The sequence below is a fragment of the Spiroplasma sp. NBRC 100390 genome (genome assembly GCF_001886495.1).
Lineage (GTDB): Bacteria > Bacillota_I > Bacilli_A > Mycoplasmatales > Mycoplasmataceae > Spiroplasma.
Genome location: NZ_CP018022.1, coordinates 989,449 through 1,004,648 on the forward strand (window position 1 = coordinate 989,449; position 15,200 = coordinate 1,004,648).

At 27.1% G+C, this 15,200-nt stretch carries 16 protein-coding genes; all 16 read right to left on the reverse strand.

Translation table 4 applies throughout. The features are described 5' to 3' along the window. Positions 1-17 precede the first annotated feature (17 nt). The 16 genes from S100390_RS04440 to S100390_RS05615 all read right to left on the reverse strand — a co-directional run bounded on the left by S100390_RS04440 (position 18) and on the right by S100390_RS05615 (position 15,168). The gene (locus S100390_RS04440; protein ID WP_197490507.1) at positions 18-329 is read right to left on the reverse strand and encodes a L7Ae/L30e/S12e/Gadd45 family ribosomal protein; all 312 of its coding nucleotides are present in this window, start codon (positions 327-329) and stop codon (positions 18-20) included. 2 nt (positions 330-331) lie between these two features. Next, entirely contained in the window at positions 332-607 is a 276-nt protein-coding gene (gene rnpM, locus S100390_RS04445; protein WP_070407074.1) for an RNase P modulator RnpM, read from the reverse strand. Between the two features lie 19 nt (positions 608-626). Next, positions 627-2,045 carry a transcription termination factor NusA gene (nusA, locus tag S100390_RS04450; protein WP_070407075.1) on the reverse strand — a complete coding sequence of 473 codons (1,419 nt, stop codon included), beginning with the start codon at positions 2,043-2,045 and terminating at the stop codon, positions 627-629. 18 nt (positions 2,046-2,063) lie between these two features. Beyond that, positions 2,064-2,546 carry a ribosome maturation factor RimP gene (locus S100390_RS04455; protein ID WP_070407076.1) on the reverse strand — a complete coding sequence of 161 codons (483 nt, stop codon included), beginning with the start codon at positions 2,544-2,546 and terminating at the stop codon, positions 2,064-2,066. 502 nt (positions 2,547-3,048) lie between these two features. Next, positions 3,049-3,750 (reverse strand): hypothetical protein, encoded by a 702-nt coding sequence (locus S100390_RS04460; RefSeq protein ID WP_070407077.1) that lies wholly within the window; start codon positions 3,748-3,750, stop codon positions 3,049-3,051. 470 nt (positions 3,751-4,220) lie between these two features. After that, a complete protein-coding gene (locus S100390_RS04465) occupies positions 4,221-5,015 on the reverse strand; it encodes an Eco57I restriction-modification methylase domain-containing protein (RefSeq protein ID WP_083258401.1) in 795 nt (264 codons plus the stop codon). A 517-nt stretch (positions 5,016-5,532) separates the two neighbouring features. After that, positions 5,533-7,080 carry a sodium-dependent transporter gene (locus tag S100390_RS04470; protein ID WP_070407078.1) on the reverse strand — a complete coding sequence of 516 codons (1,548 nt, stop codon included), beginning with the start codon at positions 7,078-7,080 and terminating at the stop codon, positions 5,533-5,535. Positions 7,081-7,129: 49 nt separating this feature from the next. Continuing rightward, on the reverse strand, positions 7,130-8,803 hold the full coding sequence (locus S100390_RS04475; RefSeq protein ID WP_070407079.1) for a hypothetical protein: 1,674 nt from the start codon (positions 8,801-8,803) through the stop codon (positions 7,130-7,132). A 248-nt stretch (positions 8,804-9,051) separates the two neighbouring features. Further along, positions 9,052-9,210, reverse strand: a complete 159-nt coding sequence (locus S100390_RS05495) for a hypothetical protein (RefSeq protein WP_197490508.1) — start codon at positions 9,208-9,210, stop codon at positions 9,052-9,054. Beyond that, entirely contained in the window at positions 9,204-10,751 is a 1,548-nt protein-coding gene (locus S100390_RS04480) for a sodium-dependent transporter (protein ID WP_070407080.1), read from the reverse strand. Before S100390_RS04480 ends, S100390_RS05495 begins: the two co-directional genes overlap by 7 nt. An 18-nt stretch (positions 10,752-10,769) precedes the next feature. Next, on the reverse strand, positions 10,770-11,075 hold the full coding sequence (locus S100390_RS04485) for a hypothetical protein (RefSeq protein WP_070407081.1): 306 nt from the start codon (positions 11,073-11,075) through the stop codon (positions 10,770-10,772). A gap of 98 nt (positions 11,076-11,173) precedes the next feature. Then, positions 11,174-11,695 carry a methylated-DNA--[protein]-cysteine S-methyltransferase gene (locus S100390_RS04490; protein WP_070407082.1) on the reverse strand — a complete coding sequence of 174 codons (522 nt, stop codon included), beginning with the start codon at positions 11,693-11,695 and terminating at the stop codon, positions 11,174-11,176. A gap of 114 nt (positions 11,696-11,809) precedes the next feature. After that, positions 11,810-12,760, reverse strand: coding sequence for a J domain-containing protein (locus tag S100390_RS04495; RefSeq protein WP_070407083.1), 951 nt, complete (start codon positions 12,758-12,760; stop codon positions 11,810-11,812). 60 nt (positions 12,761-12,820) lie between these two features. After that, on the reverse strand, positions 12,821-13,192 hold the full coding sequence (locus S100390_RS04500; protein ID WP_070407084.1) for a PTS transporter subunit EIIB: 372 nt from the start codon (positions 13,190-13,192) through the stop codon (positions 12,821-12,823). Positions 13,193-13,194: 2 nt separating this feature from the next. After that, positions 13,195-14,001, reverse strand: a complete 807-nt coding sequence (locus S100390_RS04505) for an NAD(+)/NADH kinase (protein ID WP_070407085.1) — start codon at positions 13,999-14,001, stop codon at positions 13,195-13,197. A 99-nt stretch (positions 14,002-14,100) separates the two neighbouring features. Further along, entirely contained in the window at positions 14,101-15,168 is a 1,068-nt protein-coding gene (locus S100390_RS05615) for a TMEM164 family acyltransferase (protein ID WP_070407086.1), read from the reverse strand. Between the last annotated feature and the right edge of the window lie 32 nt (positions 15,169-15,200).

Sequence of the window (15,200 nt, forward strand, 5' to 3'; positions counted from 1 at the left end):
CTGTCCCTCCTCCTTTTTTATTCTTCCTGATTTGTTAATAAAGTAAGTAAACTTTGTGCAAGATTGCGATCACTAATCCCAAGGGTTTTAACATTCTCGGTTCCCAATGCTTGCTGGGTTAATTTTGATTCAAGGCATTTGAAATAAGGGATATGATAATAAAAACATTTTTGTTCGTATTTTTTTGCTTGGGTTGCCCCTCCATCAACACTAGTCAACACCAAAAAAATTTTTTGTTGTTGAATTGCTGTTAATAAAAGCGCTCCTGTCACGAGTTTTCCAGCTTTTTTTGCTAAGCCAAGATAACTATAACCTTTGTGATCTAACATTTTTAATCTCACCCTTCATTAATTTCACGATATAACATATCATAAAATTGGTCAGTTAACTTTACTTTTAAAGCACGTTCTAAGGCGTGATTTTTTTTTGCTTTTTCATAATTTTCTAACGTTGGCCGCAAATAGGCTCCTCGCCCATTTGCTTTTCCCGTTGGGTCAATAATGATTTCACCACTTGGGGTTTTCACAACGCGCACCAATTCTTTTTTTGGCAACATTTGTTGTGAAACAACACATTTTCGTAATGGTGTTTGCTTGTGGTTTGCCATTTATATCCCTCCTAATTAATTATTTTTCTTTATCATAATAGTTATCATAATCATCATAATTAATTTCTTCATCCTCATCTTGACTTTCGAATTGTTCATTTTCAAAATAAGAAATGTTCTTTTCAATTTCTTGAATTTCTTCTGCTAATACTTCCGGCGCAGCTTCTGATAAATCATCAACATGATATTCACCTTCATTAAGAATCATCGTTTCTTCTGCCATTTGTTCTTCAATAATTTCAAATTCTTCAACTGGTAAATCTACTGTGACTTCAACCGCTGGAGGTGGTGTACTTGCAGCTTCTTTGCCTTTGATTTTATCTTTTAGTTTAACTTGTAAAGCAGTTAATTCTTCACTTGTTAAATTTCCATTTCATAAAATCTCAATTTGTTTTGTTAACGCTTCACTATAACTCATAATGTTTAGTTTTCATTTTGTTAACTTTGCTACTAATTTAGCAGCACTCCCACCTTTTCCAATTGCTAATGATAATTGTTCATCAGGAACAATAACATCGGCTTCTTTACCTTCATCATTCGTTATAATTGAAATTACTTTTACTGGTGATAAAGAATTAATGATAAATTGTTGACTATTGTCATCATAAATACAAATATCAATTTTTTCATCTTGTAGTTCAGCAGTAACTTTATTAATCCGACTTCCCTTGCTTCCAACACAAGCCCCAATTGGATCAATATTTTCATTTGTACTATAAACGGCAATTTTACTACGTCGACCAGGGTCGCGGGCAATTGCTTTGACTTCAATTACTTGCTCAAAAATTTCGGGAATTTCACGTTCTAATAAACGATATAAAAAATCATTGCTTGTTCGTGAACCGGTAATTTGTCCAGCATTTTTTGATTTAACAATATCTTCTGCTAAAAAAGTAATTTGTTGACCAACTTCATAATTGTCTGAAAAAATTAAATTACGACGTGGAATATAAGCAAAGGTGCGGTCAACTTCCACTAACAAATACTTTTCTTCCGCAGCAATGACAATCCCAGTCATTAAGTGACCCTTTTGAACAATATATTCATCAAAAATTGAATCTTTTTCGGCTTCTTTAATTTGTTGTTTAATAATTTGACCAACTTGAAAAATTGCTAACCGTGAAAATTCTTCTGAATTAACTGGTTCATAAACTTTATCATCAACGGTAATTTGTTCACCATATTTCTCTTTTGCTTCATTTAAACCAATTTCTAACAAGTCATCTTCAACTTTCTTTACTACCGTTAATTCTTTTTCTACTTTAATTTGACCTGTTTTGCGATCAATATCAACGATAATTGTTGCTTCTGGATCAAAATGTTTTTCATAAGCTTTTTTAATTCCTTCTTTAATTGATTCTAAAATTAAATCGCGACTAATTTGTTTTTCATTAACAATTTCATCAATTGTTACTAATAGTTTTGCACCATCAATCATGCTATAATATATCCTTTCTTAAAATTTAACTGCACAACGCGCAAATTTAATGTTTTGATAAGTTGTTTGTAACGTTTTGCGAGCCCCTTTGACAAAATAAGTAACCGTCACTGTTTGTTTTTCATCAACTGCTGTTAATTCTCCACTAATTGCTGGTAAATTATTAACTTTTTCAATAAATTCAAAATAAACATAATGATTAACTTGTTGTTGTAATTCATCTCAATTTCGTAATGGTCGCTCAGCACCTGGTGTTGAGACTTCTAACAAGTATTCTTCTGCAAACAAATCAAGGTCATCAACCAGATGATTAATTTCTTCGCTAATAATTGTTAACCGGTCTAGATCAAGCACCATTGTTTGATCTTCAATTAAAATTTGCACAACATTAGTTTCAAAATCTTGTAAGTAATTAATTGCAAATAATGTTAAGTTTTGCTTTGCTAAGTAATTTTCCAAAGCTGTTTTTAACTGTGCTTGTTGTTTAATAAATTCTTCCATGCAACACCATCCTTTCTTAAACTATCATAATTAAAATTGTTGGCATTAAAGAAAGAGCACAATCGTGCTCTTTCTTGACCCTTTTTAATTACATTAGTATTGTAATACTTTATTAATAAAAATGCAAATATTTATAAAAAACTTTTGTAAAAACCATACACATTTAAGACCACTAAATTCTTTAATATAAGATTGGGAGGAATTAAAATGATAACAAGTATTATTACAGAAAATGAATTATATAAATTACATCGTGGATTTAAAAAATGATATGGGCGGGTTGCTCCTACGAAGGAAACAAATTATATTTATAATTCATATAATTAATCATTTTTTTATTGCATTCATTTTGTAATCTTCCTTCTTGCTTTGTACTGTTAAAATTATATTAAATTGAAAACTATTCTTTTTCATAATCTTTTGCCAACATTTACATCTGAGCATAATATTTTTTAAATGGCACTTTTATGAATTTAATAATTCACTTATTATATTATTTTTATTATTTTTGACATTTATTAATAACTGCACTATCAAAATCATCTTTTATATTATGCAATTTTATTGAAAATTCCTTTGTCATTTCTTTGTTAATATAAAAATTGCCATATTCATTTTTTGATGATAAGGCTTCATAATCTGGTAAATAATCAATTATCATTAAAAGGGTTTTTATAGGCGTATGAAAAAAAGATACCGTATTATCTTTTGATAACTGAATATAGTTATTTAAATCACTAATTCTACTATAACTAGTAATTTCTCCATCTTTCTTAAAATTTGGCGACTTATATGGAAGAATAACTATTTGAAAATATGGGATGTTATTGCATCGAATATTTGCTGTTTCACCCAACATATTTTCAAAATAATTATTTCTGTTTTTAATATAACTACTTAAAATTGATTTTAGGCCAATACCTGCTACTTGTTTACCATTTTTTCTTTCAATAACTATGTCAACTCTCTTATTAATATATCTACCTTTAATTTGTTCTTCTTTACCTGTAGTTAATTTAGTTTTTAAAACATAGTCATTACCCATTAATTTCTGAAGATGTTTTGCAATAACACCATGAATATTATTAACTTTATCAGCGCTTCTTTCGCCACTTTTATCTTTTAAATTTTTCATAAAGACCTTTAAAAAACTAATTTCTAATTCCTTCAATAGTTCACCAGTTTCTAAGCTAAGATTATACATTTCTACCTCCAAAATATTCCAATATTTTATATGATAAGTATCTTTTTAAATCTAATGAAGAATAAAAATAATACTCTCCATTTTTGTCTTTCCCTAAAATTTTAAGAAAATTTATAAAATCATTTTGCTTAATAAGAAACATCAAATCATCATAATTATATTTTTCAGAATAAATATAATAACCACTGTATAATATAATTCCTGAATCAATTTTATTAATTTTTATACTATTTATATTTTTAACTATATTACCTATAGCAATTCTTTTTTTATTAGTATCTGCTATCCCTTGTGTTCTTGCAAATTCATATCATTTCTGATCTTGTAAACTTCTGTTTAATAATCTTTTTTTATTTTTTTGTAAAAGTTCAAATATAGTAGGGTTTTTTTGCTTAATTTTTTCTAATGAAATTAGAACACCATTTTTATCATATGGAAAAAAACTTTAGTCTTTTCCATTTTAGATATTTTTATTGCATCAGAAGTATATTTACCATTATAATTTTTATTAAAAAAAATGAATCTAAGTTTGATGATACACCATTTTTAATATGAATATCTCTATTAAATTCTGTTAACATAATTTTTCGAAATTTATTAAGACTATTCTTAGTTGAAAAATAAAACTGCTTATTAATATAAAAATCAGAATAATTTAATTTTGCTATTTTTTTAGGGATTTTTTTATTTTTATCATATTCAAAATAATAAATACTATTATTTAAACTATTATTTAATAAAGTAATAGTTGTATATGTGGTTACATTTTCAAATGGATTGAAATGTTTTAAATTTACAATAGTATTAATTTTTTTATTCGAATAAATAAAATGTCGTAATTTTTCACCTGCTGTACTAGTAAAATAAGAATTCGGGGTTATATATATTAATTTTCCATTAGAATTTAACATTTTTAAACTAATTTCATAAAAAATTATAAATAAATCAGTCATTCCTTTATTTGCAAAAGCAAATTTTTTATAATTAATACTTTCTAAGTCATGAATACGAATATAAGGTGGATTACCTACTACATAATCCATTTTATTATCATACTTTTCTTCTTTAAGAGAATCTCCAAAAACTATATCTCAATTCACTTTTAAGTTAATATTTCTTTTTATTAATAAATTATTTAAATTAATTATACATTTTTCATAAGCAACCAAATCAAGTTCAATTCCATGAATAAAAATAGATAAATTTTTAACAATTTGTTTTTGATCTAAATGAATATTATAACATTCTGTAATATATCTATCCACTACTTCTATTAAAAAGCACCTTCTCCACAACTATTATCAATTATATGTTTATCAATAATTTTTGCACCAGAATATAAAGTTCTATTTATTTATTTAATAATTTATATTTTTTATTAACATTGCTTTTTTATTTCTTAGCAATTTTTTAATCATATTGCGTTTGTTAAATATAAAATTTTTTAAATTAAGATTATCTAAATTAATAAAAAATATAAAATTATTACATTACAATTACTTATTCTCATAATTTTCTAATAAATTTTACATTTAAGTAGGTACTTTAAAATGCTAATTTATACTAACATATTTTTTAGAAAAAATAAATATTCTTAATTAAAATTTTATTAATTTTATATTCCAAATTTAACTATAAATCTTCCCGATACTTAATTTTCTTTAAGTTTTTGATCAACATCCATTATTTCCTAGTTTTGTTGTCAATCCTTATAAATAAAGGAACCAAACACAATAGCTAACAAAACCGCTAATACTAGTAAAACAACATCAGCAACAAAAACTAATATGATTTAATTTCTTCCTTTATTTTTTTCTTACCATAATAACTATTAAACACCGCAACTAAAATTGGCACTAAAATTCCTAAAACAAAAGCTAAAACCGAAATATATCAGGCATTGACAGTACAACTTATAATAAAATCATAAACAGAAAAACCAACAATAATTCCTAAAATTAAAGGAATTAAATAATACATCATAAATTGATATAGTTTTCCTAACTTAATTCATGATACTTGATTATTATAATTAATTAAAATTTGTAGTTTTTTGGCATGTCAAACAAAAAAGATGATTTGACTTAACGATACTAAAATTAAATCTAACCCCGCAGCTAATAATTGAAATGAATTAATTAACTGATAAGTGTTCTCAAAGACTAACGACAAACCAACAATAATAATTGTTCCGCAAATTCCACAAATCACTTTTTGATTACTAATATTATATTGTGTTTCAATTGCATCAACAATAACTTCAACATTTCCGACAGTAGTACTTAAACCCGCAATAAATAATGCTAAGAAGAATAAAACACCTAAAAAGTTTCCAACACCAACTAAGGTATTTTGATTAATAATATGAAAGGTTTCTGGTAAAACATTAAAGACAAAAACCATTGAATCATTTCCAAATTTATTTGTAATTTGTTCTTGAAATAATAAAATATTATTTTTATCTGAAACTAAATTATTAACAATCGCTCCAGAAGCACCAAAAATAAAGATCAAATTAGTAATTGATAAAAATAAGATTCCAATTACTAATAAATAAGCTTTTGAAGTATTATCCTGGTTTTGAGGACCAACACCAGCAAACCGCATCATCATCCCCATCCCTAATGATGTTGTAAAAAACGCTAGGGAAAAAACACTACTTCAAGTTTGACTCTGCTTTAATTTCTCTAAGTTCTCAACTAGAAATAATGTTGCTAGACCTTGTCTACTACCCGGAACTGTTAAAATATAAATTGCTAAAATTATAATAATTAAAAATAATAACGGCATAAAAAATTTATTAAGTTTTTCAATCCCCTTAATACCAAATAGTAACACTAAACCAACTAATAACACAACAAAAAGAAATGCTAAAAAAACAATTCATTGAAAACCACCGTTATTAGTAACCCCAAAGCCACCATGCTGTAAAATTTGACTATTGAAAATATTACCATTAACATTACTAATCAAAGTGGGACTAAATTCAATCCCAATTGAAATAACAGTATAACCCACTAACACAGCATAATAAATTGGAATAATAATCATTAAAGTTGACTGAAATCAACCAACAAATTTACTAAAACAAACACTTTCTTTATCAAAAATATTAATAACACTTTTGCGGCGAAGATTCCCTAAATTAAACTCAAAAATTAATAACGGGACCCCAACAATTAACATTGCAAAAATATAAATTAAGAAAAAATAAAATCCTCCATTTTTATTAATATAACCAGGTAACCCTCAAATTACCCCTAAACCAATTGCCGCACCTAACGATGAAACAATAAAACCAAATTTTGTCATTTGTTTCTTATTACTCATTCTAATCTCCCTTCTTATTTAAATAAAAAATGCAATTATTGCATTTTTATTACTCTGTTTTTTTACGAATTGCTTTTCTACGAGCAGTGCTTCAAATGATAGCAATAATAATGCTTGCACAAAAAACACCAAAAATAACAATCAAAGCAATTTTCATAGCACTAGCCTTTGTATTATAATTAACAATATTATCATAACCAAAAATATTGCCGCTATATTGCCCTCTAATTCCTAAATCATTTAAAATATTACCAAATTCATTTACCGCATTATTCCGTGCTGAACTTACCATTCCATAATATATATCAGCAGCATGACCCATTTCATGATCTAATGTTGTAAATATGTTTGGTGAACTTCATCAGCCCATTTTGTATTCTCGACTAATACCATCTTTTAAATAATCATTAAACCCTTTTGCTGAAAAAATAATATAAGCAGAAGAAGTTGATAAAATCTGATTTGTGCTCCGAAGTTTTAGAAAACTATATGCTGTGTAAGCGGCTGTACCTCTATCTTGCCCATATAATGGGGCATCTGGTGAAAACAAAAAACCAGTTAAGAAATATTTAAAATTATCGCCAATCATTGTATAAGTGATGTTAAATAAATTTAAAATTTGTTGTTTAAAAACATTAACAGTACTATCTGATCATCCATAATAATTTTGCATTGCATTAACACTATCTTTTAAGAAAATTGTACTACCCGTTTGATAATTAATGGTTTCATATTTTGTTAAGTTTTTTAATTCACTATCTAACTTATCAAATGATGAATAGTGGCTTTGTGTTGCTTGATTAATAAAATCTTGATATTTTTTCAATGATGTAGTTGAAGCCTTGGTATATGAGTCATTCATCATATTTCCTAAATTCTTAGATAAATCAATACCATTAACATTAATAATATTATTGTTTAAAATATTACCATTAAATCTAACAACATCATTATTGACATCTTTAACAGCATTTGTTCCTCACATTATTAAACTTGTTTTAAGAGCGTTATAAGTATAACTTTTATTTCAGAAATTACTATCATCTGGAATTATTTGCTGTAATCCAAAATTTGTCCCAAAGAGTGATTCATATTTTAAATCAACAGCAGCAATTGGTTTCGTCGTTAACGTTGTATCATAAATTGCTGGGGATGATGATGAGAATGAATTAGTAAAATATTTATTAATGTACTGCAAACTGTTTTGTAAAGTATCCGGTCTTGCACCAAAATTATTGGCTTGCAAATATGGATAAATATCTATAAAAAAATTATTTAAAATTTCTCAACTCTTGTTCTTCATTGCGTCAGGAGTTGTAATTCATTTTGAATATGATTCAGCAAAAAACTCTTTTCAATTAGTCATTCCATAAATACTAATATTAACAATTGATGTCATTAACGCTGTTTCGAACACATTCGCGTTTTGCATCGTAACATTATTGGTATTTCCAGCTGTTGAATAAATTATGGCTTTATTGTTAACAATGTTTTGCTCTAATGCTTTAACAGTTGCATTAGTACTAATATTTGAAGATTTGTAAATAAAATAACGTAATAAATAACCAGAATAAACATAATCATCAACATTATCTGAACCAGACGCCGATAACGGTCCCCCATAAGTTCCTGGTTGAATAATAAAACTAGTAGCGGGAATAAATGTTGTAGTAACAGAACCAAACACTAATAAACTACTTATTATTGTATGAAATTTTTTCATAGTTTTTTCTCCTTTTAATATCAATTGGCCTCAAATGTTATTTCAGTTAAATTTAATAAGATACCTATTTATTTTAGCAAAAAAATATATAAAAATAACTAATTTTTAAAAAATTAAATAAATTAATATTCTAAATTATCGAGTGTTTTCTAACTGTAACAACAATGTTCTCAATTCTAACCCGCCACATAACACAAAAACTAACCATAGAATAAATGCTTTCTATTAATTCTATAGTCTAAACATTATTATAAATTCTCTTCTACGTGTTCTTCTTTTATTAATTTTTGATCAACATTTGATGTCTGCTGACTTCGTTGTCAATCCTTATAAATAAAAAAACCAAACGCAATCGCTAACAAAACTGCTAACACTAATAAGACAATACCCGCGACAGTAACTAACATAATTTAATTTCCTCCTTTATTTTTTTCTTCGCATAATAACTATTAAATCCTGCAACTAAAATTGGGACTAAAATTCCTAAAACAAAAGCTAAAACCGAAATATATCAAACATTAATGGTACAGCTTATAATAAAATCATAAACAGAAAAACTAATAATAATAACTAAAATTAAAGGAATTAAATAATACATCATAAATTTATATAGTTTCCCTAACTTAACTCATGATATCTGATTATTATAATTAATTAAAATTCGCATTTTTTTCGATATCAAACAGAAAAAGATAATTTGACTTAATGATACTAAAATTAAATCTAACCCCGCTGCTAATAATTGAAATGAGTTAATTAACTGATAAGTATTTGCGAAAGTTAATGATAAACCAACAGTAATAATTGTTGCACAAATGCCACAAATTACTTTTTGATTGCTAATATCATATTGTGTTTCAATTGCATCAACAGCAAGTTCAAGCATTGCAATAAGACTACTCAATCCCGCAAATAATAATGCAATAAAGAATAAAATTCCTAAAAAATTCCCAACACCAACTAAGGTATTTTGATTAATAATATGAAAGGTTTCTGGTAAAACATTAAAGACAAAAACCATTGAATCATTTCCAAATTTATTTGTAATTTGTTCTTGAAACAATAAAATATTATTTTTATCTGAAACTAAATTATTAACAATCGCTCCAGAAGCCCCAAAAATGAAAATAAAATTAGCGATTGATAAAAATAAGATTCCGATTACTAACAAATAGGCTTTTGAAATATTATCTTGATTTTGGGGGCCAACACCAGCAAATCGCATCATCATCCCCATTCCTAATGATGATGTAAAAAACGCTAAGGAAAAAGCACTACTTCAAGTTTGACTCTGCTTTAGTTTCTCTAAATTGTCAACTAAAAACAATGTTGCTAGACCTTGTCTACTGCCCGGTATTGTTAAAATATAAATTGCTAAAATAAAAATAATTAAAAATAATAACGGCATAAAAAACTTATTAAGTTTTTCAATCCCTTTAATACCAAATAATAGCACCATGCCAACTAATAATACAACAAAAAGAAATGCTAAAAAAACAATCCATTGAAAACCACCGTTATTGGTAACCCCAAAACCGCCATATTCTAAAATCTGACTGTTGAAGATATTACCACTAACATCGCTAATTAAAGTAGGACTAAATTCAATCCCAATTGAAATAACAGTATAACCCACTAACACAGCATAATAAATTGGAATAATAATCATTAAAGTTGTCTGAAATCAACCAACAAATTTACTAAATTGAACACTTTCTTTATCAAAAATATTAATAACACTTTTTCGACGAAGATTTCCTAAATTAAATTCAAAAATTAATAACGGAATTCCAACAATTAACATTGCAAAAATATAAATTAAGAAAAAATAAAATCCTCCGTTTTTAATAATATAACCAGGTAACCCTCAAATTACCCCTAAACCAATTGCCGCACCCAATGATGAAACAATAAACCCAAATTTTGTCATTTGTTTTTTATTCCTCATTCTAATCTCCCTTCTTATTTAAATAAAAAATGCAATTATTGCATTTTTATTAATCTGTTCTTTACGGATTACTTTTCGATAAGGAGGATCTAAAATGAAAGCGATACTAATGCTTGCACAAGAGACGGCAAAATTAACAATCAAGACAATAGAATAAATTATAACTTTATTGTTAATAATATTTTGTTCTAATGTTTTAACAATAACCAATCATCATTTTTCATAAGATCATGATTGAATAATAAAATTAGTAGTAAGAATTAATGTTATAGCAAGAGAACCAAACACTAATAAACTACTTATTATTGTATGAAATTTTGTCATAGTTTTTCCTCCTTTTAATATTAATTGGCCTCAAGTGTTATTTATTATTTTAACAAAAAAATAAAAAAATTACTAATTTTTAATAAAAAAATGCTAAATTATCAAATGTTTTCCAATTGTAACAACGACGCCTTCATTTCCAGCCCGCCACGATAACCTCGTAAGGCATTATTTTTGCCAAGAACACGGTGACATGGCACAATAATTGTCATTGAATTATTCCCAATGGCAGTACCAACAGCACGAACTGCTCGGGGATGACCAATTTTTTGGGCAATATCTGAATAACAAGTTGTCTTCCCATAAGGAATTTTTGCAACTTCACGTCAAACTTTTTGTTGAAACAATGTTCCAATAAAATCAAACGGTAATGTGAAGGTTGTTCGTTTCCCTGCTAAGTATTCTGTTAATTGGGTAACTACTTCTGCTGTTTTTTGGTCTTGATCAGCAACTAAAACAATATTTAATCCCTTTTTCTTTTGCCAATATTCTAACTCACTAAAACCTTTATTATTAGAACCAATAAAAGTAACCCCTTGGTCAGAAACAGCAATATATAAATCTCAATTATTAAATTTTAAATTAGTATAGTATCATTTTATTATTTTTTGTGTAGCCATGTGGATATTCCCTTTCTTGTCATAACTTCTGCATACTAAAATAATTTTTTGTCCTTTAAGTTAATAAAATTATACTATTAATTTTAGTAAAAACAATTTGCAACTAACAAATTTTTAAACCTCATTTTCTTCTTGCTGATGATTGGCAAGTAACTTCTCATAACCATCATTAATTTTTCGCATTACTTCTTCACTATCAAAACTTTTATTTAAATCAGGATGATATTTTTTTGCTAACTGGCGATATGCTCGTTTAATATCATTAATTGAAGCTGATGAACTTAACCCAAACAATTGATATAATTCTTCTAATTCTGAAGCAGTTGCAGATGATTGTCCAAAGTTTTCTCATGTTTGTGAATCAAAAAAGGTATTAAAATCAGTTTCTAATTTTTGAATAAACTCTTGATAAATTTTATTTACCAAAGTAAGATGCTCATTTAAAACAGCAGAAAAAACTGCTTCTAGTTCAGTAAAAATTTGCCGATCTTTCCATCGCAAATAAAATTTAATTTGTTGTAAAATTGAAAAACTATCTGGAATCAATTGGGTTGCTAACATTTCTCTAGTTAATAACACATATGGTTTTAAAAAACATTCAACAAAAGTTTTATCTCATGTTTCTTGATCATATAATGCAACAAATACTGTTGCTAAGGGTTCAATATTGTTACTAATAACTTCTGTTAATAAATTATTTAATTCTTCATTAATTGTTGTGAAATATTCAACAAAAATATCATTTGCAATTGGATCTGTTGTTTTATTTAAATAATGAATTAATTCTCAATAATCAGACATGAATAATCCTAAGTTAAAATCAATTTGGTAGTTTGGAATTGAAGTATCAACATAACGTGGCAGTGGTAACAAATATTTTGCAATTAATGCATCTTCACTAATAATAGTCATCATAAGCTCATAACTTTTATCAGCCTGGTCTTTGCCATTTATAGTATGCTCTTCATTTTTAAGATGATATTTTGCTTTCCGAAACCAAAACCGAACCAAAGCTCCTACTAAAGAAAAACCAACAAGTATCAAAACTATAATTACTCAAGTCATTGTGATATATACTCCTTTTTATAACAATTTTACTATCGCCAATTTACTAATCAATATTACTTATTGTTCTTTTTTCATCACTGCATCAATTTCAATCTTAACAGCTAAACTAACATTACCAAATGGTATAATTACTGTTTGCAAAACAGTATCAATGTGTTTTAGTTTGAATTTTGTTTTTAATAATTCAAAATCAACTTCATCTAAATCCTTTACCGTTACGCGTAAACGAGTCAAAGTTGCTTTAACCATAACAATGTTATTAACTGTTCCTAAAATTGTAATTAAATCATTAACAGAAAAAGAAATTTTTTGCTTTGGAATTAAAGCTTTTTGAAAATTAAAAATTTTTTTTCGAAAAACCATCATTAAAATAAATAATAACATTAAAATCATAGCTACCACAATAATAATGATATATTCTGCCCGCATTTCTAATCATCCCTTCTGTTGTTATTACAATGCGCAAATAAAATTTTCATTTTAGCAATCATACTTAAATTATTTTCTTCATCATAAAATAAATTTAATGTTTTTTGACTAATCTTTAACTCTATTTGTGGGCTTAAAATCTCTGATTCATAAGTATCAATGACTAAACTTTTTCCTGCTAATGCCCCGGTTAAACGAACAACTTGTTCTTGGTCCAAAATGATAGAAGCATTAATTGTTGAAAATGTTGAATTAGCAACTGGGGCAATTTCTTTTAATTGTCATAACGTTGTCATATTTGCCGCAATAATTGACCCGTTAATTGCTCGCATATAACCCGTTGACCCCGTTTTTGTTGCAAATACTAAGCCACTCCCACGAAAATGTTCTAATAAATCATCATTTACATAAATATCAGTTCGAATTGTTTTAACATGGTCAACAACTTTTGCTTCGTTTAAAGCATAGCGAATAATATTATTGTTATATTTAATTTCTAATAAGGGCATTTGACGAATCCGCGCTGTATCCTTAATAATTGCATCAATTGCTCGTGAATATGTTTTTTCATCATAGTTAGCATAAAAACCTAATGACCCCGACTTAATAACAATAAAATAAACTTCATCAATAATATCTTGAAACTCATTAACCGCACGTAACAAAGTACCATCACCGCCAATCACAAAAACATATTCTGGATTGATAATATCTTCTTCCAAACCGTAATTTTGTAATGTTTTTGTAATTTTACTAACCAACTTGGCTGATTCTTGATAGTCATTTGCAATAATTGCATATTTAAACATTGTTATCATCCACCTTTTCTTAGCAATTTAGTTATATTATACCTTTATTTTAAATTGTAAGCCTTATTAATTAAAAAATAGTCAACAAACTTGACTATTTTAACGAGAAAGAGTTAGTAATTCAACATCGGTAAACCGCAATAAGTTAGTTTGATTTAAATGTTGATGAATTTTATTATCTGGTCAAAAAATATAGGTAAAGGTAAAGCCAATATAAGTTAACCCTTCTTTTGTTCGAAACTTATTACATGAACCACGAGAAACGGCTATTAATTCCTTTGTTTTTACATCGTATAAAAAACTTTGTGGAATATAAAATAACACGACATGGGTGAGCGAAACCATCACAATTCCCAAGATAAACATTGGCAATCAGGCAAATGGTCACATGTATTTTGCCCCAATAAAGTTTGTATTTCATCCACCAACGTTAAAACCACCATTATTTCATGGTTCACCACTACTTGGTCCAACAAATAACTGATTAGTTTTAAAAATCCAATCTCAAATTACCGCTATAATTGAAAATAATGTTAATCATAATAATTGTCATTTAAATAATAAACCACTATAAGGACGACCGACCAAACCATATTTATAAACATATAAATAAGCAAAAATGATTAAAGTATGTAAGATAAAGTAATTATAATAAAAGAAATTATCTAAACTTCAATAACCATTAACGGGCGTAATAATTGCTAAGATTGGTAAAATAATTGCTGATGGCGCTACAACTTCAAAAAATTTTCGACTAGGAAAAATTAAAATAAAGCCAGATAATAATTGGTGCATACTACATAAATGCAATGGCATTACTTCACTTAAACCACGAATTTGTGACGGACCAACCGGACCTCAAATTCACTCCGTTTTTAAAACAAGCGCTAAATATGATGCTCAAATTGCATAAGTTAAAAAATAAGTTGCAATTTGATAAGTTCCAATTGAAATTCGAAATCATTTTCAATTGACAGTTTTAGCATAATATTTTTTACAAAAAAACAATGACCCAATAAGTAAGATAAAAATAGCAATTCCAACTAATTGAAAAATATAACTGTGCCCTTTAAAAAATCATTGGTCAGTTCAATCTGCTCCTGGCACATATGAACCTGCTGGATCAAAAAATCCTCAAGGTCCATCACTAGAACGAACAAATTTCATTTTTTCTTTCTCCTTTGTTTAAAATGATAAAT